The following is a 26,978-nucleotide window of genomic DNA, read 5'->3' as shown; positions in this document are numbered from 1 at the left end:
CACTCACCTGCGCCGACCTCGTCGGCATTCGAGACGGCAGCACTGCAATATCCAGGCAACATCCCGGTCCAGCGCCAAAATCGCGCAACCGAGCGATGATTGTCGATCCATTACCGACCGCGGCGGGCCATCATTTACCATTGCTTAACCATCAACGCCGCCGATAGGGCCATCAAATCTCTCCGGCACTGATCTTGCTGAACTCGGGTTCAGGACAAGTCTGGCGGCTGCGATGTGCCGCCGTGAAACGGTGTCGCCGGAGAGAGTTACGAGATGAACCCTGTCGCGTTGCTGACCCCGACCTACGGGCGCGATCTGGAAATCTGCGCGCTGCTCTGCGAGAGCGTGGATCGTCACGTCACATCGTTCTCCAGGCACTATCTGCTGGTGCCGGATTGCGACCTGCCGCTGTTCGCGCCGCTGGCCAGCGAGCGCCGCATCATCATTCCGGCCTCGTCCTTCCTGCCCGACTGGCTGCGGCCGCTGCCGCGCATGATCCAGCGCAAGCGCCGCCAGTTCTGGTGGTCGCTGCGCACCAAGCCGGTGAACGGCTGGCACGTCCAGCAGATCCTGAAGATCGCGGCGACGATCGCGTTGCCCTATGAGCGGTTCTGCATCCTGGATTCCGACATCGTGTTCTTCCGTGATTTCGACCTTTCGCGCTTCCAGCATCCGAACACGATCCCGCTGCTGAAGACGGCCGATGCCGTAACCGCCGACCAGCCGCGCCATTCGCGTTGGCTCGAGACCAGCCACCAGTTGATCGGCCTGCCGACGCCGCCGTTCCCGGCACCGGATTTCATCGGACACATCATCTTCTGGGACAAGCAGACCACGCGTGCGCTCACTGAGCGCATCGAGGCCGTCTCCGGGATGAGCTGGATCGAGGCGCTGTGCCGGACCCGCGAATTCTCAGAATATCTGCTGTACGGCTTCTTCGTCGAGAACGACGAGTCCGCCGCACTGCGTCACTCCGACGTGCCGAAGACGCCATGCGTCAGCTACTGGGACGATCCGACTCTGAGCAAAGACGAACTCACCCGGCTGCTGCTGCGCGCCGACAGGGACGACGTTGCGTTCTCGATCGCGTCGTTCTCGGGGACGCCGGTCGCGACGATTCGCGAGGTCGTGGCCGAGAGCGACGCCATCCTGGCGTCGTCGGCGGCCGGGACGCTTTCGGAGTTCGCCGCGTCATGCTGATCGGACAGGCCAGCATCAACCTGACCGCCAACGTGCTCTCGGCGCTGCTTGGACTGTTCAGCGTATTCATTTTCACGCGGCTGTTCGCGCCGCATGACTATGGCATCTATCTGCTCGGCGTCGGCTTCGCCTCGGTCATATCGGTCTTCCTGGTCGGGTGGTTTCGCAACCTTATCCTGAGCGGCCACGCCCGCAATGACGGCACCGACGTCCGCGGCCTGGTCGTGTCGGGCTATCTGATCTGCTGCCTCACCGCGCCGATCGCCTGGCTGCTGGCCCGCCACGTCGGGCTCGATGCCGCCGCCGCGCTCGCGGCCGTGGTCCTCGCTGTTGCAATCGGCCTGTTCGAGTTGACGCAGGATCTGCTGCGTGCACGGCTGAAGGCGTTTTCGGTCATGAAGGCGACGCTGGTCCGCGCCGCCGCCTTGCTCGGCCTGGGGGTCGCGGTTGCGCTGGTCAGCCCGACCGGCGTGCTGCTGCTGCTCGCGGCCGCCACAGCCTATCTCGTCGCCGTGCTCCTGCAATCGCGCAGCGGGTGGCGCGGCACCGTCGTCACCTTCGACCGGGCCGACCTGCGGTCGCTTGCCCGCACCGGCCTGCCGCTGACCTTGTCGCTGACGCTGCTCGCGATCTCGAGCGTGACCGACCGCTTCATGATCGCCAACCTGATCGGCGCCGCCGATGCCGGCAAATATGTCGCGGCGCTCGACCTGGTGCGCCAGACCCTGATGATGCCGGCGATGAGCATGGCCGCGGCGTTCTTTCCGATGGCCGTGCAGATCCATGCCAGGCAGGGCGACGCCGCGGTCAGGACCCATCTCGCCGATTGCCTCGAGCTGCTTGCCGGCGTCACGCTGCCGGCCTGCCTCGGCTTCGCGCTGATCGCCCCGCATGTCGCCAACATCGTCCTCGGTCCCGCCTTCCGCGCAGTTGCTAGCGAGATCATGCCGGTCATCGCGATCGCCGTGCTGTTCCAGGTGCTGACGCAGCAATATCTGCATGCGAGCTTCCTGCTGTCGGGACGCAACTCCTTCTACCTGATCAACACCGCCTCGATCATCGCCGCGAACGTGATCCTGTCCTACGGGTTGGTCAGCCTTTACGAGACGGTCGGCGCAGCTTGGGCGCGGCTCGGCGCCGACACCACGGGCTTTGTCTGCGCCTTGGTCCTGAGCCGCTTTGCCTTCCGGATTCCGATCCCGATCGGTCGGCTCGCGCTGATCGCTATCGCCGCGCTCGCGATGGCGCTCACCGTCGGCGCACTCGACCGCATCCTCGCCCTCGCCGATCTCCCTGCCAGCATCGTGCTGATCGCGGCCGGGCTCGTCGTTTATGCCGCGCTCTGCTGGCTGTTCGACATCGCGCGGCTGCGCGGCAGGCTGAAGCGGGGCGTTGTCATGTTCCACACCAGATCCGCAAACAGCAACGTTGGATGAGCCGATGAACAGATCCCTCGCGCTTGCTACGCGTCCCGCCCCGCTCACCGAACTCACGATGCCCGTCCCCGCTGAAATCCATCCGGAATCACTGCTGGCCCTGCCGCCCGGCGAAGCCAAGCAGAGCCTGCTCACGGTTCACAGCATCCTCGAGGCCCGGCTGCCGGCCGGTCGGCTCGCGATCTACGAAGCCGGCGGCGGCTCGACCAGCTATCTGCCGCTGGGCGTGCTGCGCCGTTCGCATGTGACCGTCGTCGACATCGACGCCGATCAGATCCGCAACAACAGCTATGCGCAGGAAGCCATCCTCGGCGACATCCAGACCTATCGCTTCCCGCCAGGGCAGCGCTTCGACCTGATCATCTGCTACAACGTCATCGAGCACATCCCCGACGTGGAGGCCGTGCTGCGCGGGTTCTGCGAGGCGCTGAAGCCGAACGGGCTGCTGTTGATCGGCGCACCGAACCCGAAGTCACTGTCGGGCATCGTCACGAAATACTCCCCGCACTGGTTCCACGTCTGGTTCTACCGGCATGTGCGCGGCGAGAAGCACGCCGGACTGCCGGGCGAGGCGCCGTTCCCGACCCATTTCCATCCGCTGGTGACTCTCGGCAACCTCGAGGCGTTCGCGGCCGGCCACGGGCTGCAGGTGATCTATCGGAAGAAATACGAGAGCCCGCGCTATCCCGAGATGCGCAGACGCAAGCCGCTGCTGGCCGCGCTGATCGACGCGGGCGCGAAGGCGATCAACACGCTATTGCCGGGCAAGATCGACGTCCGGCACGGCGACTACCACGTGATCTTGCGGAAACTTGGCTCATGAACGCATTGTGGTCGGAAGCCAGGGTCAAGGTCAGCCACCGGCTGGCGATGCATGTGCAGGTCGAGCGTTTTCGCCTGAACAATGCCACGTCGATGGTGACCTTCACCTTTGACGACCTGCCGAAAAGCGCGGCGACATTCGGCGCCGACATTTTGGAGTCCTACGGGGCTCGCGGCACGTTCTACGTGTCGGGCGGGCTGGTTGGACTGGACGCACCCGACTGGACCACCGGCAGCGCCGACGACGTCGTCTCGCTGCATCGCCGTGGCCATGAGATCGGCTGCCACACCTTCTCGCACCGCCGCGCCTGCGACCTCGACGAGAGATCGCTGGCCGCGGAGATCGCGCGTAACCGGACCTATTTCCATTCGCTCGATCCGACGATGCCGGTCGAGAGCTTCGCCTACCCGTTCGGCTACGGCTCCTACGCGCGGAAGCACCTGTTGAGGTCCGAATTCCGCACCTGCCGCAGCATCGTGCCCGGCGTGAACAGCGGCGGGGTCGACCTGCAGTTCCTCCGCGCCATGCCGCTGATCGACCGCCAGATGTCGCGCGACCGGATCGACATGGCCTTCGCGGAAGCGGCAAAGGTGAACGGCTGGTTAATTTTCTACAGCCACGACGTCGCCGAGGTACCGAGCCTCTATGGCTGCACGCCCGATCTGATGACCTATGCGCTGGAGGCGGCGGCGCGGCGCAATGTCCCGGTCCTGACGATGGCGGAGGCGTTCCGATGCGCCCGCGCTTAAACCCTTTGTTTGCCTTTCTGGTGAATAGTTGGCGAATGAGTATGGTTAATTTTTCGTATTGCGTGTTTTTCGCGTCGTCTCGTGCGCGTTGCGTGGCCCGAAAGAGTGCTCCTCAGCCGATGCGTGCGGCCATTCAGACGAAAGCTGGGGTCGATGCTTAGCTATGACCAGCCGATCGACCGGACCAAACCGGAGCCGCGCCGGGCCGCAATCCCGGCCGGCTTCAACCTGCTTGAGCTGGTCCGCCTGTTGTGGGCGCGCAGGGTCGCGATCGTCTCGGCCGCGCTGCTCTGCGCCTGCATCGCGGTTGCGATCGGCAAGAGCCTGACACCGAAATATACCGCCGGCGCCCAGCTCTATGTCGATCCGCGCGAGCTGCAATTGGTCGAGCGCGAGCTGACCCCGCGCGCCCAGGATGTCTCCGGACTCTCGATGGTGGTCGAGAGCCAGTCGCGCCTGATCACATCAAACAACGTACTGCTGCAGGTGATCCGCGACACCAATCTGGTGAAGGATCCCGAATTCGGCGCTGGCGCCGCAAGCCGCGGCCTGCTCGCCGCGCTGCTCGGCCTGTTCGGCATCGAGCCGCGTACGACGGCGGAGCAGCAACAGCAGATCGAGATGAACACGCTCGACACGCTGAACCGCCATATCAACGTCAAGAAGACCGATCGCACCTTCATCGTCGACATTGACGTGTGGTCGCACGATCCGGTCAAGGCGGCGATGCTCGCCAATGCGATCGCCAAGGCCTATCTCACCGAGTCCAAGCAGTCGCAGGCGGAGGCCGCGCGGCGCGCCACCCGCGACCTGTCCGGCCGGCTGAAGGAGCTGCAGCAGCGCCTGCGCAACGCCGAAGAGGCGCTCGCGACCTACAAGGCGCAGAACAACTTCGTCGGCTCCCAGGACAATCTGCTGACCGACCAGCAGCTCTCGGTCGGCAACCAGCGGCTGGCCGCGGCGCGGGCGCTGACACTCGATGCCCAGGCCAAGTTTGACCAGATCGAAGCCAGCCGGCGCGGAGCGATGGACGCGGGCGCAATTCCCGAAGCGCTGCAGTCGCCGACCATCGCCAACCTGCGCTCGCAATATGCCGATGCCAAGAAGCGGCAAGCCGAGCTGCAGGGCGAGCTCGGGCCGCGCCATCCGGCGCTGCGCCAGGTCGACCAGCAGGTCGAGGACCTGCGCCGGACCATCAAGGAAGAGATCGATCGCTTTGCGGTATCCGCGAAGAACGATCTGACCCGGGCGCGCGACTATGAAGCCTCGCTCAACAAGGCGCTCGACGTTCAGAAGCACCAGAGCGTGCAGATGAGCCAGGCGTCGGTGCGGCTGCGCGAACTCGAGCGCGAGGTCGATGCCAGCCGCGACGTCTATCAGTCCTTCCTCAAGCGCTCGCGCGAGACCGAGGAGCAGGAGAGCCTCAACACCTCGAGCGCGCGCGTGATTGGCGATGCGACGATCCCGCAGCAGCGCACTTTCCCGCCGCCGATGACCCTGCTCGCGATGATCGGCTTCATGCTTGGCGGGCTCGCCGCCGCGGCGTGGATCGTTGCGGCCGGCCAGCTGGCACCCGGCGCCGATCCGATCCGTCCCAGGCTCCAACCGAAACACGATGCCGCGCCGGAACGGCAGCCCATCGCCGCGATGGCCAAGCCGGCCGTGCAGGCACCGCCCGCGATCCAGCCGGCCGCCGCTCTCATCGACAAGCCGGTGATCGAGAAGCCGCTGATCGCCGAGCTGCAGGAATCCGATGTCATGCGCACGCTTGGCGGCATCCTGACCGGCGACAATCCCGCCGACGTCACGCGGTTCGGCTGGCCGACGTTGCGCACCAGTTCGGCGCTCGGGCCGTTCTCCAACACGATCCGGCAGATCCATGCGGTGCTGGCGACCGGCACCGCTCCGAACGCCGTCCCCGTGCTGGCCGTGCTCGGCACCGTCGACGATCCCGACCGCAGCGTTGTCGCGCTCAACATCGCGCTCGTTGCCGCACGCGACGGCGCCCGCGTCCTGCTGATCGACGCTGACCCAACCGTCCACGCCCTGACCGACAGGGCCGGGCATCCCCTCCGGAGCAGGCCGAGCCGGCTCGACCGGCTCACCATCGGCAGCAACGCGTCTCGCGCCATCAACACCGCAAACGGCATTGCCATCCTGCCGGCGATCAAGGGCAATCCCGCCAAGGCCGGCGAGGCGATCCAGCAGGCGATCGCGCAGGCGCGCTCCGCCGGCAGCCACGACCTCGTGATCATGGACGGGCCGCCGATGCGGTGGAGTGCGGATGAACGACGGCTGTTCGACATGGCCGACGGACTGATCGCGGCACTGCCAGTGGATCGCGACATCAACGCGTCGATGGAAGACATCATCACCGCGCTCGGTGGCGCCGAGCGCAAGCTCGCCGGTGTCGTTCTCAACGAACTCCAGTCCAGCGTCGCAAGTCGGCAACACGACAGGCAGTATGCGTGAGCGACGCACCAGCCGCGCCACGTTCGGCGTCGCCGCTGCAACATTGATCGCGAGTTGATCGTCCAATGGCCCGGCTATCGATCCCCGCCATCATCGCCACCGCATCCATTCTGCTGTCCGTCGCCGCGCGGGCCTGCCCCGCCCTGATCGAAGGCGTCCCCGCGGACCGGATCAAGGCGTTGTCGCGCGGCGTCAGTGCCGACGGCTGGATCGTCGATCCGCGGTCGGCGCCGCCGCGCAGCCTGCTGCTCGAACTGCGCAAGGCCGGCCTGACCCACATCCGGCTGCCGGTGCCCGCCGACTTCGTCATGCCGCGCTTCGCTGCGAAGGCGGAGATCGACAGCCGGCTGCAAACCGTCGATGCCGCGTTGAAAGCCCTGCTCGCACTCGGCTATGCCGTGTCGATCGACCTGCATTCGGGTCGGGACTTCAACGCGCTGCACAAGGACGACCCGGCCGGCGCGATGGCCGAAATGAAGAGCGCCTGGACCGCGCTCGCGCGGGTCATGGAGCGATATCCCTTCGATCGGGTGTTTGCGGAACTCCTGAACGAGCCGGAGGTCGATGCCACGCAGTGGCAGCGCGAGGTCCGGGAGTTGGCCGGCTTCATTCGCCAATTGCTGCCGCAGACCACGCTGATCACGGGTCCGGTCAACTGGCAGCGTGCGGACTCGCTGCCGGGCTTCACGCCGCTCGACGATCCGAACGTCGTCTATGCCATCCACTTCTACGATCCGATGGTGTTCACCCATCAGGCCCACTGGGACTCGAACGAGCCGCTCCACGACGTCGTCGGATTGCCCTATCCGGCCCGTGCCGGCGATCCCAGGGTTCAACAATTGCGAGAGCAGCTGACCGCGCTGAACAAGCCCAGGGCGCTCGCGATGGTCGACCGCGCCATCCCGGGCCGCGGCATCGACCAGTGGCTCGAGCCCGCGGCTGCCTGGCAGCGGCAGTATTCCCGCCCGATCATCATCAATGAGTTCGGGGTGCTGAAGGCCAGCGCGCCGCGCGACAGCCGGCTGCGCTGGCTCGCCGGCGTCACCGCCTACGCACGGCAGCAGTGCTGGGGCTGGACCCATTGGGAGCTCTCGCAGGGCTTTGGCCTCGCCGACTCCTCTACCGGCAAGGCCGACCGCGACGTGCTGAGGGCGCTGCTCGGAACGCACTAACCGATCTGGTTAACCGGTTCTTTCACAATGCGCGGCTAGATCGACGATGCGGGTGCGGCACGCCCCCATCCGGTCATTTAGGTCAGAGCCTGTGCGAGCAGACATAGCCCCGCGGCCGCTGTTGGCCGGCGACCTCATTCCTGCGCTCGGCATCGCCGTGGCATCGATCGCATTCGCTCCGATCATGCAGGCTGCCAATGCCGGGCTCGCGATCGTGGTGGAAAGCCTGATCGGCTGCTCCATCGTGCTCGCGGCCCCGGCCTATGCGCCGTCGATCGCCGTCTTCATCATCTTCTTCCAGAACCTGTTCGTCTCGATCCTGTCGTCCACCATGACGACCGAGCAGGAGATGGATTTCGTCAAGGGCTACAATTTCCTGATCTGCGCAGTGATGTGGCTGGTGACGCTCGCGCTATACATGCTGCGCGAGCGCAAGCATTCGCCCGAGATCGACCGGATCATGAATTGGGGGCTGATGACCCTCGCGGTCGTGGGGATGTATTTCCTGCTCGGCGCCACGCAGGACGCGCATGCGGCACTCGTCTATCTGCGCAACATCGCGTTTCCGCTGTTTCTGTTTCAGCTCTCGTTGCTGACCGCCGCAACCTTCGAGCTTCGCATTACACCCTTCCTGGCGACCGTCGCCACGCTGCTGATCGTCTGCGGCTATGTCGAATTGCTGTTTCGCGATTTCTGGCTCGAAATCACCAACGGCTACACGTTCTGGCATTTCGACGAACTGAAGGCGACTCGCTCCGGATCCTGGGAAGCCCAGATGCGCCAAACCGGCAATGTCCCGGTCGATCTGATCGACCGCTTCCGTTTCAGCTTTCTCAACAGCCCGCTGTTCGAGGATCTCGGACTGTCGTCGATCCTGCGCATCTTCGGACCGAATATGAGCCCGATCAGTTTCGGCTACGGGATCGCCTTTTCCATCCTGTTCCTGTTCGCGGTCGGATATCGCTGGCTGGCGCTGGCCGCAATCCCGCTCTTGATCTTCTGCAGCGTGAAGGGCGCGCTCATCCTGGTCATTTTCGTGGCCCTGGCCTGGACGGCAACCTGGCTATTCGGCACCACCATCACCCTTGCCCTCGCACTGGTCGGACTCGTGGTGTACGCCATCGCGGCGATCCATATCGGGCTGCAGATCGGCGACTTTCACGTGATCGGCTTCATGGGCGGCTGGGACGGCTTCCTGCACAACCCGATCGGCCGTGGCCTCGGCGTCGGCGGCAATCTCTCCGAAGGTTACTTCTCGATCGACTGGAACGCCGCGCAAGCCGCCGGCACGATGGACGGCGCGGTCGAGAGCGCCGTCGGCGTCCTGCTCTACCAGATGGGGATCGGCGCGGTGGTCCCGCTCGGCTTCTTCTTTGCGGTGGCGCTGAAAGCCTGGCGCCTCTACGCCTCGTCCGGAATTCTCATTCAAGGGCTCGCTGCGTTCGGCACGATGGTCGTGCTGGTGAACGGCATCTTCCAGGAGGAGGCGCTATTTGCGCCGGCGGCGCTCGGGCTGTTGTTGTGCATGACCGGGCTCGTGCTCGGTCATCATTTGCGCACGCAAGGCGAAGATCTGACGGCCTCCCACGGATAGCACATGACACGCGATCAAACCCGGCCGCGGCGCGGCCGGGCTCTCCTCGGCTTGCGTTGTCAGAGCGGCTTGATCTGCACCTTGCGGAACTTGACCACGCCGGAACCATACTGGAGCGCGATGTAGCCGCTGGCGTGCTTGGTGTCCTGCGCGTCGACGGTCTTCTGGCCGTTCAGCGTCACGACGAAATGTGGCCCCTGCGCCATGATCTCGTAGACGTTCCACTTGCCGGCCGCCTTCGGCATCGGATCGACCTTGCCGACGTCGACGATCGCGCCGGTGCCGTAGGTCGGGTCGGGCCGCTTGTCGAAGATGTTGACCTCGTAGCAGACCTTGGAGTCGATGACCTTGTTGCCTTCGCAGCGGATGAAGACGCCGCTGTTGGCGTCCTCGTCGGTCCAGAACTCCGCCCTGATCTGGAAATCCTTGTATTGGGTCTTGCTGACGAGATAGGAGAGATCCTTGCCATCGAGCTTGTCGGCGACCAGCGCGCCGTCTTTCATGGCCCAGTTGGCCTTGCCGACCTCGTCCCAGTCGCCCTTCCTGGAGCTGTCGAGCAGCGTGACCCAGCCGTCATCGCCCGATGCAGCAGTGGAGAATTGCAGCGCGGCCGCACCGATCACGAGTCCCGCCGCCAGTATCGACAGATGCTTCTTCAAAGTTATCCTCCCGTCTTTTGGTTGGCGCGCAACCTATCATCGTCCGCGGCGTCGTAAATGCGTTTTTCATATTGCAACTGCGTTGTGTCACGACCCGATGCCGCAATCTTGAGAGCAGACATGCGCGGGCGCGTCTTGTCCCGCGCAAGCGGGAGCGCTTAGCATCATGCGAGATACGGGCGCGGCAGTCGCCCGAACGAACCGATCTCGGAGGATATGATGGCGGCGTCGAACCGGTCCTGGCGATACCTGATGATGCCGCTGGCCCTTGCGGGCACGCTGAGCGTCAGCGCCGCGGCAGAGCTCAATCCGGCCGCCGTCACCTACAAGCTGCCGGACCAGATTCCCTGGAGCGCGGTCGACGCGCGCGGCGCGCAGAATGCCGTCGTGGTCGGCGATCCCTCGAAGCCGGGCTTCTACATGGTCTACACCAAATGGACCAAGGGCAATCACTTCAGCCGTCCGCATTTCCACCCGAACGACCGCTACATCGTCGTGCTCAAGGGCACCTGGTGGGTCGGCTCGGGTCCGAAATTCGATCCCGATCATGGCACCGTGGCAATGCCGGCGGGCAGCTTCGTCACCCATTTCGGCAAGCAGGTGCATTGGGACGGCGCCAAGGACGAGGACGCCGTGCTGCTGATCATGGGCGAAGGCCCGGCCACCGCGACCGAGGTGGAACAGAAGTAGCCGGACGCGGCTAGCAACCATTCCATCCACCCAGCGTTTCACCCCCTCATCATCATGACGAGGAGATAACGCATGGCAACAGCTGCCGACATTCGGGAACATATGGACGTGATCTCGTCGGACAAGAAGACGGTCGGCAAGGTCGACCACATGGAAGGCACCGACAAGATCAAGCTGACCAAGCAGAGTTCACCCGACGGTCAGCACCACCATTTCATTCCGCTGTCCTGGGTCGATCATGTCGACCAGCACGTCCACCTCAACAAATCGGGCTCCGACGTCACGGCGCATTGGCAGCACGGTCGCCAATAGCCGCGTTGCGCGAGGTGCGTGGGATGCTATCATCCGGCTTCGAGGAAGGGCCTTCGATGCATCCCGCCGCCAAACTGCAATTTGCCCGCATTGCCGACGAGTTCGCGCGATGGCGCGCCATTGCCGAACCGGAACGGCCGCCGGCGCCGGCATGGTGGTGGGGACCGGCGTTCGAGATGCGCGATACCGCCGAACCGCTGCCGTCGAATTGGTGCCGTCGGTTCCGTCTGGCCGACGGGGCGAGCTTTGCGGAGGCGTCGGCGGCGCTGCGCCAGACCTTGGCCGGCCAGGCGATCCCGTCCTGGCCCTATGATTTCTCGCGCCTGATCGCATCCACCGATTCCGACGTCCGCGACCTGCCCGTGCAGCCGTCAGACGATAGCGCGTTTCCGCCCTAGCTCCAGCCCGGCTTCGCTGGCCGCTTCGCCATCCAGCGACGGCTGCAATGGCGGCGACGTCAGCACCGGCGCCGTCTTCGACAACAATTCGGCGAGATCGCGCGGCGGCAGCGGCCTCGAGAACAGGAAGCCCTGCATCTCGTCGCAGGCATGCGCGCGCAGGAACTCCTGCTGCTCGGAGGTCTCGACGCCCTCGGCCACGATGGTCATGCCGAGCGCCTTGCCCATGCTGATGATCGCCTGCGCGATCGCGACGTCCTCGGAATCATCAGGCAAATCGCGCACGAAGGAGCGATCGATCTTGATTGTGTCGATCGGGAACTGCTTCATCAGCGACATCGACGAATAGCCGGTGCCGAAATCGTCGATCGCAAGCCGAATGCCGCGGTTCTGGATGGCGTCGAGCACGCGGACCGCGCGCGTCACGTTGCGCATCACCATGCTTTCGGTGACCTCGAGTTGCAGCAGCGCCGGCGACATGCCGCTCGCCGCCAGCGCCGCGTCGATGTCGTCGAGCAGGTTCGGATCGCCGAACTGCCGCGGCGAAAGGTTGACCGCCATCGTCACCGCCCTGAGGCCACGGTGCTGCCACGCCATGTTCTGCGCGCAAGCCGCCTTCAACACCCAGCGGCCGATCGGCACGATCAGCCCGATCTCCTCGGCGAGCGGAATGAACTGCCCCGGCGAGACATTGCCAAGCTCGGGATGGCTCCAGCGCAGCAGCGCCTCGACGCCGCTGACCTGTCCGCTCGCCATATCGACCTTGGGCTGATATTCGAGCGAGAACTGGTCGCGCTCCAGCGCGCGGCGCAGTGCGCTCTCCATCGTCAGGCGCTCGATCGACTGCGCCCTCACCTCGTTGGAGAAGAAGCGGAAGCCGTTCTTGCCGTCCTCCTTGGCGAGATACATCGCCATGTCGGCATTCTTGGTGAGCGTCTGCACGTCGGAGCCGTCGGTGGGATAGGTCGCAATCCCGATCGAGGCCGTGGTGTGGCACTCATGCCCGCTGAGCTGCATCGGTTGGCTGAGTGCGACCAGGAGATCGCCGGCGATCCGCTCGACGTCGTGCCGTTCGGCGGTGTCCTCCAGGATGACCACGAACTCGTCGCCGCCGAGCCGCGCCACCACGTCGCTTGCACGCAACGATCCGCGCAGCCGCTCGGCGATCGCCACCAGCAGCATGTCGCCGGCGTCGTGGCCGAGCGAGTCGTTGATCACCTTGAAGCGGTCGAGATCGATGAACAGCACCGCGAGCTGCCGGCGATGGCGATCCGCCGCCGAGATCGCGTGACGCAGCATCTCGTTGAAGGTCTCGCGGTTCGGCAGATTGGTCAGGCTGTCATGCGAGGCGAGATATTCGATCCGCTCATCGGCCTTGTGCTTCTCGTCGGCGCGGTCGAAGCTCTCGAGCGCGAACGCCAGATTGTCCGCGAGTCGCTGCAGCAGCTCGGCGAATTCCGGCGTGAACGTATCCTTCTCGATCGCGACGAAGATCATGACGCCGACGACCGATCCGTTGACGATTAGCGGGAACGAGGCACCGGACTGCGTTCCATCGAGGCGAGCGCGCTCATGGAAAGCGGCGGTCTCGGTATCGGCAAAATAGTCATTGATGATGCAGGCCTTGCCCGACCGGAACGCCCTGCCGCAGGCGCCGCGCCCCTCGGGGTGCGCCTCGCTGGTCGAGAGCGTCACCTGGCTCGCGCCGTCGGCCGCCGGGCCCGCGATCGCGACGATGCGGAGATAGTCGCTTCCGGGCTGCGCCAGCGCGATGGTGGTCGAGGTGAACTTGCCGCCGGTCGCCGCCGCCTCGCTGACCAGCTGGTAGAGCTCGGTGCGGGACTTCGCCCGCATGATCGCCTCGTTGGTCGCGCTCAACGCCGCGAACATCCGCGACAGCCGCTCCTTCTGCTCGTCAGCCCGGGCCTTCTCGTCGGCGCGATCAAAATTGGCCAGTGCAAACGACACGTTCTCGGTGAGCCGCTGCAGCAGCGCCATCATCTCCGGGCTGAAGGTGTTGAACTCGCCGGAGAGGAACACCAGCGCGCCGATCGCCTCGCCGTTCTTGAGCAGCGGCAGGGCTGCGCCGGACTTGCTGCCGCTGTCGCGCACGACCGGATAGACATGCGATTCGGGGCCGAAGTCGCTGAGATAATCGTTGCTGATGCAGGGCCTGCGAGTGCGGATCGCAACGCCGGTCAGCGTCTGTCCCTCCGGACGCGTCGCATCGGCCGACAGCTGGACTTCGCGGGCGCGTACCCGATCGGGGCCGGAAGCAGCCACGTTCTCCAGGAAGACCTCGCCCGGCCGCACCAGCCTGATCGTGGCCGAGATGAATTGACCGCCGACTGCGGCGGCATCGCAAACCAGATCGAACAGCTCGCTGCGGGATTTCGCCCGCATGATCGCCTCGTTGGTCGCGCTCAGCGCCGCGAACATCCGCCTCAGACGTTCCTTCTGCTCCTCCGTGCGCGCCTTCTCGTCGGCGCGATCGAAGCTGCCGAGCGCATAGGCGACGTTGTCGGCGAGCCGCTGCAGCAGCTCGGCGAACTCGGCCGAGAAGGTGTTGCGCTTGGCCGAGATGAACAGCATCACGCCGACCGGATCGTCGTCGACGATCAACGGAAATGCCGCGCCCGATCGCGCATCCTCGCGGTCGATGACGTCGCGGAACGGGCTGTTGGCGACGTCGCCCAGAAAATCGTTGTTGACGCAGGCACGCCTGGAGCGGAACGCCCTGCCGCAAACCCCGCGTCCTTCCGGACGCGCCTCGCTGCGCGAGACGTTGAGACGGCGCGCATTCTCGGCGGTCGGCCCCGCGACCGCCATCATCTCCAGGAAGTCGTCGCCAGGTTTCGCGATCAGGATGCTGGTCGAGTTGAACCCGCCGCCATGCGCCGCCGCGGCGCAGACCAGCTCGAACATCTCGAGGCGCGACCGCGCGCGCATGATCGCCTCGTTGGTCGCGCTCAGCGCCGCGAACATCCGCGACAGCCGCTCGCGCTCGGCATCGGCCTTGGCCTTCTCGGTGGCGCGGCCGAACGTGTCAAGCGCAACCGAGACGTTCTCGGCAATGCCCGCCAGCAGCGCGATGATCTCTTCGTCGCGGGCCCAGGAATTGCCGATGAAGAAGATCAGGACGCCGATGCTCCTGCCGAACCGGGTGAGCGGCAGCGCGACGCAGGCCATCAGGCCGCCGCCACCGGCTTCCGTCTGTGCGGCGCCCGCCGATACCGGAATGTCGTGCTCGATGCACGGCCGTTTGGTCCGGAACGCCTCGCCGCAGATGCCCTTGCCGTAGAGATTGTCCGGGTCGGTCGAAAAGCGCGTCTGCGTGATCAGGTCGAGCGCCTCGCCGGTGCCTGCGACCGGCTCGAGCCAGTGCGTGTCGGGCTCGGCCAGCAGCACCACGGTCGCGAAGGATTTGCCGCTGAACACCGCGGCATCGCACACCCTCTGATAAAGATCGTGCTCGGTCTTGGCGCGAAGGATCGCCTCGTTGGTTGCGCTGATGGCGCCGAACATGCGGTTGAGCCGACGCATCGCCCGCTCGCCGCTCTTGCGCGACGCTTCATGGTCGAAATTGTCGAGCGCGTAAGACACGTTGGCGGCCATGCGCTCCAGCAGCGACACGATCTCCTCGCCGAGCGAGTCGACCTCGCGCCGGGTCACCATGAAGACGCCGACGCTGCGGCCGTTGCAGACCAACGGCATCGCCGCCGCCGCACCAACGCCAGCTGCCGCGAGGCCGCTACGCCAGGCCGACGAACGGGCATCGTTGACATAGTCGTTGCTGACGCTGGCGCTCTGATCGCGGAACGCCCGCCCGGCCACGCCCTCCCCTTCCGGGGTGTTGGCGAGGGCGGAGATCGTGATGCTGCGCAGGCGCGCGACATCGTCGCCGCAACCGGCCGCGAACAGCAGCCGACCGGTATCGGGCTCCAGCAAAAAGACGGTCGCGGCCAGGAAGCTCCCACTCGAGAACGCGGCTTCGCAGACCTTTCCGTACAATTCTTCTGGTGATTTCGCGTACAGGATCGCTTCGTTGGTCGCATTCAACGCCGCGAATGTACGCCCGATGCTCGACTGCACGATCCCTGAAGGCCCCAGGGCCACCCCCTTCAACTGCCGGGGAACATTGCCCGCGAGAGGCCTAAGTGGCGGTTAGCGCATCCGGCAAGTTGTGAGACAAAGTAAACGGCTGACGAATGCCGAAGAGCGTTTTCCGGGATATTACGGACGTCAGTGTGCCAGGTTGAGGCGGAGCGCCGAAAGGCACGGACTGCCGCCTTGGTCGTCCCGCCGCGGCGCCCAAATTCCGCATCGCGACCGCACCCGTTTCACTCGGTGAAAATATCGCCGGGAGCACTCTGCTGGCGGTATGGCGGACCGGATTTTCCGCCCTTGCTCGGCAAGCTGCGCTTTGAGAGCATGAGCCTGACAACAGCAAGCAAGACCCGCGCATCACGCGGGCGGACCGCGAGGAAAATCCCATGCCGATCGTCCGGGCCGACCGTCTCACGCGCATCGGCGCGGCGCTGCTCCGGGGCGCCGGCGCATCGGAGGAGGAGGCCGATGCGGTCGCCTCCGGCTGCGTCAACGCCAACCTCGCCGGCCATGACTCCCACGGCGTGATCGCGATCCCGACCTATATCGACCGCATCAAGGCCGGCCATATCGTGCCCGGCGCGAAATGGACCATCGTGCAGGAGACGCCGACCACGACCGTGATCGACGGCCATTGGGGGTTCGGCTTCCACGTCAACGCCAAGGCGATGGAGATGACCATCAACAAAGCGAAGACCGCCAATGTCGCGGCCTGCACCGTTTTCCGGCAGAGTCATGTCGGCCGTCTCGCGCATTACCCGATGATGGCGATGCGCGAAGGCATGATCGGAATTGCGGCCGCGGATTCCGGCCGCTCGCCGAAGCATGTCGCGCCGTTCGGCGGCCGCGAGGCCCGACTCGGCACCAACCCGCTCTCGATCGCGGTGCCCTCCGATCTCGAGGCGCCGTTCTATTTGGACATGGCGACCTCGGCGGTCGCGGCCGGCAAGATTCAGCTTGCCGTGGCGCGCGGCGAGAGCATCCCGAAAGGCTGGATCATCGATGCCGAAGGGCGCGACACCACCGATCCAAAAGACTATCGCAAGGGCGGCGCGCTGCTACCGCTCGGCGGCAGCGAAGGCTACAAGGGAAGTGGCCTTGCCGCGATGGTCGAGGTGCTGTGCGGCCTGCTGACCGGCCTCGGCTTCGGCGTCGAGCCGACCGGCCGTCACAACGACGGTTGCTTCATGGCGGTGTTCAACGTCGCCGCATTCCGCCCCTTGCAGGATTTCAAGAAGGAGGTCGCCGACTTCGCCCGCTACCTGAAATCGACGCCGCCTTCGGAAGGGAGCCGCGGCGTGTTTTATCCGGGTGAGGTCGAATTCATCCGCGAGCAGCAGCGGCGCAAGGACGGCATCGAGATCGAGGACGCCACCTGGGACAAGCTCAAGGCGCTCGCCGCCGACTACAAGCTGACCGACGACCTCGATCTTCGCTGACGCATTCAGGCACAGGAGAACGACATGACACGGCAAATGGCGCTGGTTGGCTTCTTGCAGGCGCAGAACTGCACCAACCTGCCGGGCTCCTGGCGCCACCCGGAGTCGCGCGACGATTCGATGTCGGCGGACTACTACCAGGAGATCGCGCGCATCCTAGAGCGCGGCAAATTCCACATGGCGTTCTTCGACGATCGCCTTGCAATGCCCGACCGCTACGGCAATGACCACGCCCACACCGTCGAATACGGCATCCGCTGCGTGAAGATGGACCCGATCGTGGTGCTGACCACGATGGGCATGGTGACCACCAGGCTCGGCCTCGCCTCGACTGCGTCCACCACCTATTTCGAGCCGTTCGACGTCGCCCGCCGCTTCGCCACGCTCGATCTGATGACAGGTGGCCGCGCCGCCTGGAACGTGGTGACCTCGGTCAATGACGGCGAAGCCCTCAACATGGGCCGCGAGCAGCATCTCGAGCACGATCTGCGCTACGATCGCGCCGACGAGTTCATGGAGGTGGTGCTCGGCCACTGGGACGCCTGGGAAGACGGCTCGCTGGTGATCGACAAGACATCCGGCCGCTTCGCCGATCCGACCAAGGTGAAGCGGCTCGACCACAAGGGCACGTTCTTCACCTCGCGCGGCCCGTTCACGGTGCCGCGCTCGGCGCAGGGCCATCCCGTCGTGATCCAGGCCGGCGCTTCCGGCCGCGGCCAGCGCTTTGCCGGGCGTTGGGGCGAGGTGATCTTCACCGCGGCGCGCAACCTCGCCAATGCGAAGCAGGGCTATGACGCGATCCGGGGCGAAGCCGCCAAGGCCGGGCGCGATCCCGAGCAGATGTTCCTCTGCAATCTGATCACGCCGGTCACCGGCGCGACCAAGGCCGAGGCCGAGGACCGCATGGCCCTGATCCAGAAGCTGCCGCTCGAGATCGACGCGCTGTCGCTGCTCGCCGAAGGCCTCAACTTCGACTTCGGAGCCAAGGGGATCGACGAGCCGCTGACCACGGAGGAACTGCAGGGCATGCAAGGCATGCTCGGCATCCGCGACGGCGTGCTTCGCACCTCCGGCAAGGCCAATCCCTCGACCCGCGACTTCATCACCTTCTCCGGCCGCGGCCAGGTGCAGGACGCGATGGTGGGCGGCCCGAAGGAGATTGCCGACCGGCTGGAGGAAATGTTCGAACGTCGCGGCTGCGACGGCTTCGTCGTCGCGGCGAGCTATGTGCCGGGCTCCTACGCCGACTTCGTCGATCACGTGGTGCCCGAGTTGCAGAAGCGCGGCCTGTTTCACAAGGACTACGCCGGCACGACGTTGCGGGAAAATCTCGGGCTGAAGCGCCCGGCGGCCGGCGCCTGGAAGACCCGTGCGCAGGCCGCGGAATAGAAGGACATCATCATGCGCTGGCTGAAATTCACCGCCGCGGGCACGACTTCCTGGGGCCTCGTCGAGGGCGACACCGTCACGACCGTCAACGGCGATCCGTTCGGTGAATGGAGCAGGACCGCGAAGACCCACGCCCTGAAGGACGTCAAGATCGAGCTGCCGCTGATCCCGCGCACCTTCTACTGCGTCGGGCTGAACTATCTGAAGCATCTCAAGGAAGCTGCCGACAAGGCCGGCACGGTGCCGAACGTGCCCGATCGTCCCGAGATCGGCTACCGTGCGCAGAACGCGCTGATCGCCCATGACGAGAATGTCGTGATCCCGGCGAGCGCGACCGAGAAGATCCATTACGAGGGCGAGCTCGTCGTCGTGATCGGCAAGAAAGCCAAGCACCTCACCGAAGCCAATGCGATGGACTGCGTGTTCGGCTACACCATCGGCAACGACGTCTCCGAGCGCAGCTGGCAAAAGGCCGACCGCGGGCTGTGGCGGTCCAAGAATGCCGACACCTTCAAGCCGATGGGCCCGTGGATCGAGACCGATGTCGATCTCGATCGCATGGAGACCGCGATCCGCGTCAACGGCAAGGAGACCGGCCGCTTCCGCACCAACGAGATGATCTTCGGCATCGTGCCGTTCCTCGTCGAGCTATCGAAATATTTCACGCTGTCGCCCGGCGACGTGATCTGGATGGGCACCGACGGCGCCTCGCCGGACCTGAAGGACGGCGACGTGGTGGAGATCGACATCACCGGCATCGGGACATTGCGGAACAGGTTCGTGAAGGAGAAGGTGTGAGGCACGCCGCGGTGTCCTAAACCCGTCAGCGCGCCGCCGCCGATCTGCTCTTCACGTGGTCGATGAACGCCCGCAGCTTCGGAAGGATCTGACGGTGGCCGGGATAGTAGAGAAACACTCCGGGCGTGGTCGGCGCGAAGGTATCGAGCACGCGGACCAGCTTCTTCTCTTTCACGGCGCCTGATATCAGCGGTGCGGGGACTTGCGCGAGGCCCACGCCCTCGATGGCCGCGCCGACCAGCGTCGGGAAGTCGTGACCGATGAAGGAGCCCGAGACGGCGAGCTCGATCGAACGGCCGTTGTCGTTCAGCGACCACGGCGCGAGCCCGCCGTTCGATCGCCGCAGCCTGAGGCAGGCGTGCCCGCGTAAATCGTCCGGGCGCTTGGGGCGGCCGCGGTGCGCGAGATAGTCCGGACTCCCAACGATCGCGAACGGGAACGGCCTGGTCAGGCGGACCGCGACCATGTCCGGGTTGATGAACTGGCCCATCCTGATGCCGGCATCGAAGCCGCCGGCCGCGAGGTCGACCAGCTCTTCGCTTGCGGCGAGTTCGACCTCGATCTCGGGATACGCTTTGCAGAACGAGGCGATCAGCGGCTCCAGCAGGATCGGCACCACCGAGCGCGGCACGGTGAGGCGCAACAGCCCGGCCGGTTTCTGCCCGAGTTCGCGCGCGGCCCCGCTCGCGGCAACCAACTCCTCGAACGCGGGCCTGGCGCGCGCCAGGAATCGTTCGCCCGCCTCGGTCATTCCGACGCTGCGGGTGGTGCGGATGAACAGCACGGCGCCGAGCCGCGCCTCGAGCGCGCGCACCGCCTGGCTGATCGCCGATGGCGTGACGCCGAGCTCGGTGGCCGCGCGGCGAAAACTGCGGTGCGCCGCGACGCTGAGGAACGCCTCGACGCCATCGAGCGCGCCCTGCCTGACTGTGAAGTTCTGCTTCATGGCCTGTCAACATTATCGCGAATAGTCGCCCGCGGGAAGCCGCCCTACATCGGAGCCACAGGCAGCAGCACCGCGACGCGCGGTGCTCCACGCGACATCACCACGACAGTCGTGAACGGAGACCTGCGACCGATGAAAACGATCCGTCACACCTTGCTTGCCCTCACCCTCACTTCGACAGGCCTAACCTCCATGACCGCACCCTCTTCTGCTCAGGCCCAAACACAGGGACAAGCCCCCTCCACCATCACCACTGGCGTGGTGGTGATCCTGACCGTCAAGGCCGGCGTCACCCGCGAACAGGTGATGGCCGTGATGCCGGATGAGATCCGGCAGACCGTGCAGCTCTATCTCAACGGCAAGGTTCGCGAATGGTATTCGCGATCCGACGGCCGCGGCGTCGTCTTCCTGCTCGATGCCAGGGATACATCCGAGGCGCATGCGATCATGGAGGGGCTGCCGTTGTCCAAGCTCGACATCATGGACCACGACTACATCGCGGTCGGCCCGCTGCTGCCGCTGCGCCTGCTGCTCGCCAAGCCCTAAGAGTCGAACCCCGAGTGCCTCGCCGAGGACGGCCCCCGATCGCCGGGTCCGGCCAGATCGCCAGTCAGACAGGAGCCGACCGTGCCAATCAGTCTCAACATTCCATTCCTGCTCAGCGTCGCCGGAGCATTTCTGGCGAGTACGGTAGTGGCCGCCACCTATGTCTGGCCGGCGCTCCGCACCTGGCCGCGCCATGAGGCGCTCCGGCTGCTTGCGGCGTTTCATGCCTTCCGATTCCTCGGGATGAACTTCATGGTCACGGGCTTCGTATCGCCTGAGGTGAACCCGCTGTTTGCCAGCGCCGTCGGTTGGGGCGATCTGACCGCCGCGGCGCTCGCGCTGCTCGCGATGGCGGCACTGTCGTGGCGCTGGCCAATGGCGATTCCGATCGTCTGGTTGTTCAACATCTGGGGCACGCTGGATCTTCTCAACGCCTACTTCATGGGCGCGACGAAGAATGCGGATCCCGGCCTGTTCGGCGCCGGCATCTATATTCCGGCGCTCTACGTGCCGCTGCTGCTGGTCAGTCATGTCATGGTGTTCATGATCCTGATGCGGACCAAGTGGGCGGAAGCGTAGCGCCCTCTCGTCATTCCGGGGCTCGCGAAGCGAGAACCCGGAATCCATCAAGCCGCATAGCATGTAGTGGAATGGATTCCGGGCTCGTGCTTCGCACGCCCCGGAATGACGAACTAGAACGGCAGCGCCACGCCGGTCTTGATCTCCTTCAGGATCACGTTGGTCCGGACATGGCGGATACCGGGAATGCGGAACATGAACTCGTCGAGGAATCTGTTGTAGGCGTCCATGTCGCGCACGACGACGCGCAGATGATAGTCGGCATCGCCTGTCGTCGCGAAGCATTCCAGCACCTCGCGGCGCTGCGTTACCCGCGCGACGAACTCGTCGACGAATTTGACGTCGTGGCGCTCCAGCGAGACGTGCAGGATCGCCGAAGTCGCAAAGCCTGCGCGCTCGCGCGCCACCAGCGCCGAATAGCCCGAGATGACGCCGGCCTCTTCCAGCGCACGGACCCGCCGCCAGCACGCCGAGGTCGACATCCCCACGGTTTCCGCAAGCTGCTGGTTGGTGGCGCGGCCGTCCTTCTGCAGTTCGGCGAGAATTTTCTCGTCTTGCTCTTCGACCATCATGCGGCTCCGATTTGGTACTTTCTACCAAATTATGAGACTCACAGCAATTTTCTACCGATTATGGATCGTCATCTGAATAGATAGGTAAGACCTACCAACTTCTCGGGCGTAGCCTTGCCCCATCAGACATCACGATTCCCGGAGGGGTCAGTCATGGGCCAGATGCCGCTGCTCGACGCCTACCAGCTCTCCGAGCGCTACAGCAGGGAATACGGCCGCGTCTTCCTCACCGGCACGCAGGCGATCGTGCGCATCGCGCTCGATCAGATCAGGCGCGACCGTGCGAGCGGCCTCAACACCGCGGGCTTCATCTCCGGCTATCGCGGCTCACCGCTCGGCGGCGTCGATCTCGAATTGTGGAAGATCGGCGATCTGCTGAAGGAGAGCCGGATCGAATTCCTGCCCGCGGTCAACGAGGACCTTGCCGCCACCGCCGTGCTCGGCTCGCAGCAGGTCGAGACGCAACGGGATCGCGAGGTCGATGGTGTGTTCGGGCTGTGGTACGGCAAGGGCCCCGGCGTCGATCGCTCCGGCGATGCGCTCAAGCACGGCAATGCCTATGGCTCCTCGCCGCATGGCGGCGTGCTGGTCGTGGCCGGCGACGACCATGGCTGCGTCTCGTCGTCGATGCCGCACCAGTCCGACGTCGCATTCATGAGCTGGTTCATGCCGACGCTGCATCCGGCCGATGTCGGTGAATATCTCGCGTTCGGCGAATACGGCTATGCGCTCAGTCGATTCTCGGGCATGTGGGTCGGCTTCAAGGCGATCTCGGAGATCGTCGAATCCGGCGCTTCGGTCGACCTGCCTGCCCCGCGCCGCTTCATCCAACCGGACTTTTCGCCGCCGCCCGGTGGCCTGCACTATCGTTGGCCGGATCTGCCGGGCCCGCAGATCGAGGAGCGGCTGGAGGCCAAGAAGCACGCGGTCTACGCCTTCGCAAAAGCCAATCCGATTGACCGCCGCATCTACAACGTCAGGGATGCGACCTACGGCATCGTCACGACAGGAAAGGCGCATCTTGATCTGATGGAGGCGCTGCGGCTGATTGGCCTCGATGAGGCTACCTGCCGCCGCTTCGGCATCGACATCTACAAGGTCGGTATGGTGTGGCCGCTCGCACTGCACGACGCGATGGAGTTCGTGAAGGGCAAGCGCGAGATTCTCGTCGTCGAGGAGAAGCGCGGCATCATCGAAAGCCAGTTCAAGGAATATTTCTACGACTATCCCGGCGCCAAGCCGGAGCGGATGGTCGGCAAGCATGACGAGAGCGGCGCGCGGCTGATCTCCTGGACCGGCGAATTGTCGCCGCGCATGCTGGCCGACGTGCTGGCACGGCGGCTCGATCCGATGTTTCCGGAATTGCAGCTCGCTCGCAGCGTCGCTGCGCTCAGGCCGGAGCAGGATCGCACGATTGCAGTGCCCGGTGCCGCGCGCACGCCGTATTTCTGCTCGGGCTGCCCGCACAACACCTCGACCAAGGTGCCGGAAGGCTCCAAGGCGCTGGCCGGCATCGGCTGCCATTTCATGGCGAGCTGGATGGACCGCGAGACCTCGTCGCTAATCCAGATGGGCGGCGAAGGCGTCAACTGGGCGGCCTCGTCGAGATTCACCGGCAATAGCCATGTATTCCAGAATCTCGGCGAGGGTACCTATTATCACTCCGGCTCGATGGCGATCCGCCAGGCGATCGCAGCGAAGGCCAACATCACCTACAAGATCCTGTTCAACGATGCGGTGGCGATGACCGGCGGCCAGCCGGTCGACGGCCCGGTCAGCGTACAGGCGATCGCGCACTCCGTCCGCGCTGAAGGCGTCGCGCGCATTGCGCTGGTGTCGGATGAGCCAAAGCATTTCTCGCCGGCGGATTTGCCCGTCGGCGTCACCATCCACCCGCGCGAGGAGATGGACGCCGTGCAGCGCGAGCTGCGTGCGATATCAGGCGTCACCGTGCTGATCTATCAGCAGACCTGCGCCACAGAAAAACGCCGGCGGCGCAAGCGCGGCACGATCGCAGACCCGGCGCGCTTCGCCTATATCAACGATCTCGTCTGCGAGGGCTGCGGCGACTGTTCGGTGGAATCCAACTGCCTCAGCGTCGAGCCGAAAGAGACGCCGTTCGGCCGCAAGCGCAAGATCAACCTCTCGACCTGCAACACGGATTTTTCCTGCCTCAACGGCTTCTGCCCGAGTTTTGTGACGATCGAGGGCGGCAAGCGGCGGGCGAAGAATGCGAGCATGATCGATCCGCTGGCGCGCGCCGCGGCACTGCCGGCGCCGGAACTCGCGCCGCTGGACAAGCCCTACGATCTGCTGGTGACCGGCGTCGGCGGCACCGGCGTCATCACGGTCGGCGCGCTGGTCGCGATGGCCGCACATCTCGAGGGCCGCGGCGTTTCGGTGCTCGACTTCACCGGCTTCGCGCAGAAGTTCGGCCCGGTGCTGAGTTTCCTGCGGCTGGCGGCTCTGCCCGAAGCGCTGCACCAGGTGCGGATCGACCAGGGGGCCGCGGATGCGCTGATCGGCTGCGATCTCGTGGTGAGCTCGTCGGCCAAGGCCTCCGGCACCTACCGCAAGGGGATGCGCGCCGCGGTCAACCTCGCGGAGATGCCGACCGGCGACGTGGTGCGCTTCCGCGACGCCGACCTCGCCTCGCCGGCTCGCCTGCGTGCCATCGAGCGCGTGATCGGCGCAGGCAATCTCACCATGATCGACGCCAACGCACTGGCCGAGCGGCTGCTCGGCGACAGCGTCTATGCCAACATCATGATGCTCGGCTTCGCCTGGCAGCAGGGCCTCGTGCCGGTGTCGCTGGGCGCACTGACGCGCGCGATCGAGCTCAACGGCGTCGCGGTCGAGCGCAACAAGCAGGCGCTGGCCTGGGGCCGGCTCGCCTTTGGCGATCCGAAGTTCTTGCCGAAGGCCGACGGCCCGGCGACCAACGTGCCGGAGACGCTGGAGCAGATGATCGCGCGGCGCGCCGACTTCCTTCGTGATTATCAGGACGAAGCCTATGCTGCGCGCTACAGGGCGGCAGTCGATCGCGTCCGCCGCGCCGAGGCGGCGATCGGCAGTGAGAGCCTCACCGACGCGGTCGCCCAGTCGCTGTTCAAGCTGATGGCTTACAAGGATGAGTATGAGGTGGCGCGGCTGCATGTGCAGTCGGGCTTCCTCGACGAGCTCAGGCGCACATTCGATGGCGACTTCACGGTGCAGTACCATCTTGCGCCGCCCTTCCTGCCGGCGCGGCGCGATGCGCGCGGCCGGCCGCGCAAGCGGGCGTTCGGGCAATGGATCCAAGCGCCGCTGCGGCTGCTCGTGAGTCTCAAGGGACTGCGCGGCACGCCATTCGACGTGTTCGGCTACACCGCGGAGCGGCGCGCCGAGCGCGAGCTGATCACCTGGTACGAGGCGCTGGTCGAGACCATGCTCGGCAAGCTCGATGCCGCGCGGCTGCCCGATCTCACAGCCATCGCAAAGGCGCCGATGGAGATCCGCGGCTATGGGCCGGTGAAGGACGCCGCGATCGAGAAGACCAAGGTGGAGGTGGCGCTGCTGACCGCGCTTCTCACCTCCGCCCCGTCAGATACGCACGACGGCTCAGGCCGCCGCACCGCGCTTGGCGGGTGAGATCACGCCGACCACAACGGTCGCAATCACCGCCACCACGATGTTGAGCAGGAGCGCGCCGAGACCGACATAGAAGGTGTATGTAGCGTCGCCGAGCGAGATGCTGGCGAGCGGCTTCAGCCCGTTGCTCCACGCCGTGTAGGTGCCCCAGCCGATGCCGACCGCCCAGCCGAGCAGCAGACCCTCGGCGCGGAACCAAAGCGTGAACAGGCCGAACACCAGCGCCGGCAGCGTCTGCACGATCCAGAGACCACCGAGCAGTTGCAGGTCGAGCGCATATTGCGTCGGCAGGAACAGGATGAAGGCCAGCGCGCCGACCTTCACCACCAGCGAGGTGATCTTCGCCACCGAGGCCTCACCGGCATGCGAGATGCCCGGATTGACGTAGTGCTTCCAGACATTGCGCGTGAACAGGTTGGCGGCGCCGATGCTCATCACCGCGGCCGGCACCAGCGCGCCGATCGCGATCGCCGAGAACGCAAAGCCCGCGAACCATTCCGGGAACAGGGTCTTGAACAGCATCGGCACCACGTCGTTGGGCGACGTCACCTTGACCCCTGCGGCATAGGCCATGTAGCCGAGCAGCGCGATCAGACCGAGCAGCAGCGTATAGGCCGGCAGCAGGATCGCATTCTTGCGGATGGTGTCCGCCGACTTCGAGGCGAAGATGCCGGTCAACGTGTGCGGATACATGAAGGCGGCCAGCGCCGAGCCGAGCGCCAGCGTCGCATAGGGCAGATACTGCGCGGGCTTCAGCGTCAGTCCGGTGGCGCCGCCCTTCGCCGTGAAGGCGTCGTTGGCGGCCGAGAACACCGCGCCATAGCCGCCGAGCTTCGACGGCACCACGACCACGGCCGTCAGCACCACGATGTAGATCATGATGTCCTTGACGAAGGCGATCAGTGCCGGCGCACGCAGACCGGAGCTGTAGGTATAGAGCGCGAGGATCACGAAGGCGGCGATGATCGGCAGCTCGCCAGTGAGGCCCATCGCCTTGATCACGACCTCCATGCCGATCAGCTGCAGCGCGATATAGGGCATGGTTGCGACGAGGCCGGTCAGCGCCACGGCGAGCTCAAGCGCGCGCGAGCCATAGGCGCCGTGGACGACATCAGCGGCGGTGACGTAGCCGTTGGCATGCGCCTTCTTCCACAGCACCGGCATCACGGCGAATACGAAGGGATAGACGATGATGGTGTAGGGCAGCGCGAAGAAGCCGTAGGCGCCGACTGCGTAGACCAGCGCCGGCACCGCGATCACGGTGTAGGCGGTATAGAAGTCGCCGCCAACCAGGAACCAGGTGATCCAGGTACCGAACTGGCGGCCGCCGAGACCCCATTCGTCGAGATGCTCGCTGACCGGGCCGGATTTCCAGCGCGCGGCGAGGAAGCCCATCACGGTGACGAGGGCGAAGAAGAAGATGAAGACGGAGAGCGCCACCCAGGCGATATGATCGGTCATGGCTGT

The 26,978-nt window shown here is 65.4% G+C and carries 21 protein-coding genes; 16 read left to right on the top strand and 5 right to left on the bottom strand.

The window, feature by feature from the left end:
* Positions 1–273: 273 nt before the first annotated feature.
* The 7 genes from AKN83_RS40510 (at position 274) to AKN83_RS11115 (ending at position 9,446) form a co-directional block, all read left to right on the top strand.
* The gene (locus AKN83_RS40510) at positions 274–1,200 is read left to right on the top strand and encodes a DUF6492 family protein (protein ID WP_050403729.1); all 927 of its coding nucleotides are present in this window, start codon (positions 274–276) and stop codon (positions 1,198–1,200) included.
* Entirely contained in the window at positions 1,194–2,636 is a 1,443-nt protein-coding gene (locus AKN83_RS11140; protein ID WP_050403730.1) for a lipopolysaccharide biosynthesis protein, read from the top strand. The genes AKN83_RS40510 and AKN83_RS11140 overlap by 7 nt, the downstream gene beginning before the upstream one ends.
* A gap of 4 nt (positions 2,637–2,640) precedes the next feature.
* Positions 2,641–3,459: a class I SAM-dependent methyltransferase gene (locus tag AKN83_RS11135; RefSeq protein WP_050403731.1), complete on the top strand. Its 819-nt coding sequence runs from the start codon at positions 2,641–2,643 to the stop codon at positions 3,457–3,459.
* Positions 3,456–4,208 (top strand): polysaccharide deacetylase family protein, encoded by a 753-nt coding sequence (locus AKN83_RS11130; protein ID WP_050403732.1) that lies wholly within the window; start codon positions 3,456–3,458, stop codon positions 4,206–4,208. The genes AKN83_RS11135 and AKN83_RS11130 overlap by 4 nt, the downstream gene beginning before the upstream one ends.
* Positions 4,209–4,361: 153 nt before the next feature.
* Positions 4,362–6,680, top strand: coding sequence for an exopolysaccharide transport family protein (locus tag AKN83_RS11125; RefSeq protein WP_050403733.1), 2,319 nt, complete (start codon positions 4,362–4,364; stop codon positions 6,678–6,680).
* Between the two features lie 65 nt (positions 6,681–6,745).
* Complete coding sequence (locus AKN83_RS11120) at positions 6,746–7,852, top strand: glycoside hydrolase family 5 protein (protein WP_050403734.1); 1,107 nt, start codon at positions 6,746–6,748, stop codon at positions 7,850–7,852.
* Positions 7,853–7,943: 91 nt separating this feature from the next.
* Positions 7,944–9,446, top strand: a complete 1,503-nt coding sequence (locus AKN83_RS11115) for a hypothetical protein (RefSeq protein WP_244521953.1) — start codon at positions 7,944–7,946, stop codon at positions 9,444–9,446.
* A 59-nt stretch (positions 9,447–9,505) separates the two neighbouring features.
* Here the strand turns inward: AKN83_RS11115 and AKN83_RS11110 are convergent, their stop codons facing one another.
* The gene (locus AKN83_RS11110; RefSeq protein ID WP_050403736.1) at positions 9,506–10,105 is read right to left on the bottom strand and encodes a 3-keto-disaccharide hydrolase; all 600 of its coding nucleotides are present in this window, start codon (positions 10,103–10,105) and stop codon (positions 9,506–9,508) included.
* Between the two features lie 219 nt (positions 10,106–10,324).
* Here AKN83_RS11110 and AKN83_RS11105 point away from each other — a divergent pair, with 219 nt between their 5' ends.
* From AKN83_RS11105 to AKN83_RS11095, 3 genes are all read left to right on the top strand, one after another.
* Positions 10,325–10,795 (top strand): cupin domain-containing protein, encoded by a 471-nt coding sequence (locus AKN83_RS11105; RefSeq protein WP_244521952.1) that lies wholly within the window; start codon positions 10,325–10,327, stop codon positions 10,793–10,795.
* A 72-nt stretch (positions 10,796–10,867) separates the two neighbouring features.
* The gene (locus tag AKN83_RS11100) at positions 10,868–11,107 is read left to right on the top strand and encodes a DUF2171 domain-containing protein (RefSeq protein WP_050403738.1); all 240 of its coding nucleotides are present in this window, start codon (positions 10,868–10,870) and stop codon (positions 11,105–11,107) included.
* 23 nt (positions 11,108–11,130) lie between these two features.
* Positions 11,131–11,505, top strand: coding sequence for a hypothetical protein (locus AKN83_RS11095; RefSeq protein ID WP_244521951.1), 375 nt, complete (start codon positions 11,131–11,133; stop codon positions 11,503–11,505).
* On the opposite strand, the gene AKN83_RS11090 is transcribed toward AKN83_RS11095, so the two are convergent.
* Positions 11,479–15,597 (bottom strand): bifunctional diguanylate cyclase/phosphodiesterase, encoded by a 4,119-nt coding sequence (locus AKN83_RS11090; RefSeq protein ID WP_063695296.1) that lies wholly within the window; start codon positions 15,595–15,597, stop codon positions 11,479–11,481. The two genes, AKN83_RS11095 and AKN83_RS11090, sit on opposite strands and share 27 nt — an antisense overlap.
* A 401-nt stretch (positions 15,598–15,998) precedes the next feature.
* Between AKN83_RS11090 and AKN83_RS11085 the strand changes: the two genes are divergently transcribed.
* The 3 genes from AKN83_RS11085 to AKN83_RS11075 are packed head-to-tail and all read left to right on the top strand — an operon-like array spanning position 15,999 to position 19,238.
* Positions 15,999–17,051: an Ldh family oxidoreductase gene (locus tag AKN83_RS11085; protein ID WP_050403739.1), complete on the top strand. Its 1,053-nt coding sequence runs from the start codon at positions 15,999–16,001 to the stop codon at positions 17,049–17,051.
* Positions 17,052–17,075: 24 nt separating this feature from the next.
* Positions 17,076–18,440, top strand: coding sequence for an LLM class flavin-dependent oxidoreductase (locus AKN83_RS11080; RefSeq protein ID WP_050403740.1), 1,365 nt, complete (start codon positions 17,076–17,078; stop codon positions 18,438–18,440).
* A 12-nt stretch (positions 18,441–18,452) separates the two neighbouring features.
* Positions 18,453–19,238, top strand: coding sequence for a fumarylacetoacetate hydrolase family protein (locus AKN83_RS11075; RefSeq protein WP_050403741.1), 786 nt, complete (start codon positions 18,453–18,455; stop codon positions 19,236–19,238).
* Positions 19,239–19,263: 25 nt separating this feature from the next.
* On the opposite strand, the gene AKN83_RS11070 is transcribed toward AKN83_RS11075, so the two are convergent.
* A complete protein-coding gene (locus tag AKN83_RS11070; RefSeq protein WP_050403742.1) occupies positions 19,264–20,184 on the bottom strand; it encodes a LysR family transcriptional regulator in 921 nt (306 codons plus the stop codon).
* Positions 20,185–20,376: 192 nt separating this feature from the next.
* Here AKN83_RS11070 and AKN83_RS11065 point away from each other — a divergent pair, with 192 nt between their 5' ends.
* Together AKN83_RS11065 and AKN83_RS11060 are read left to right on the top strand one after the other, a co-directional pair.
* Positions 20,377–20,730, top strand: a complete 354-nt coding sequence (locus AKN83_RS11065; RefSeq protein ID WP_244521950.1) for a hypothetical protein — start codon at positions 20,377–20,379, stop codon at positions 20,728–20,730.
* 81 nt (positions 20,731–20,811) lie between these two features.
* Entirely contained in the window at positions 20,812–21,309 is a 498-nt protein-coding gene (locus AKN83_RS11060) for a hypothetical protein (protein WP_050403743.1), read from the top strand.
* A 113-nt stretch (positions 21,310–21,422) separates the two neighbouring features.
* On the opposite strand, the gene AKN83_RS11055 is transcribed toward AKN83_RS11060, so the two are convergent.
* Positions 21,423–21,878 carry an Lrp/AsnC family transcriptional regulator gene (locus AKN83_RS11055; RefSeq protein ID WP_050403758.1) on the bottom strand — a complete coding sequence of 152 codons (456 nt, stop codon included), beginning with the start codon at positions 21,876–21,878 and terminating at the stop codon, positions 21,423–21,425.
* A 156-nt stretch (positions 21,879–22,034) separates the two neighbouring features.
* On the opposite strand from AKN83_RS11055, the gene AKN83_RS11050 reads away from it, so the two are divergent.
* Positions 22,035–25,511, top strand: a complete 3,477-nt coding sequence (locus tag AKN83_RS11050; protein WP_050403744.1) for an indolepyruvate ferredoxin oxidoreductase family protein — start codon at positions 22,035–22,037, stop codon at positions 25,509–25,511.
* Here AKN83_RS11050 and mctP read toward each other — a convergent pair.
* Positions 25,482–26,972 (bottom strand): monocarboxylate uptake permease MctP, encoded by a 1,491-nt coding sequence (gene mctP, locus AKN83_RS11045; protein WP_050403745.1) that lies wholly within the window; start codon positions 26,970–26,972, stop codon positions 25,482–25,484. The two genes, AKN83_RS11050 and mctP, sit on opposite strands and share 30 nt — an antisense overlap.
* Between the last annotated feature and the right edge of the window lie 6 nt (positions 26,973–26,978).

It is taken from the genome of Bradyrhizobium embrapense (assembly GCF_001189235.2).
GTDB lineage: Bacteria > Pseudomonadota > Alphaproteobacteria > Rhizobiales > Xanthobacteraceae > Bradyrhizobium > Bradyrhizobium embrapense.
The sequence above is the reverse complement of the archived record's forward strand: the minus strand, read 5'-3'. Positions and strand labels throughout refer to the sequence as shown.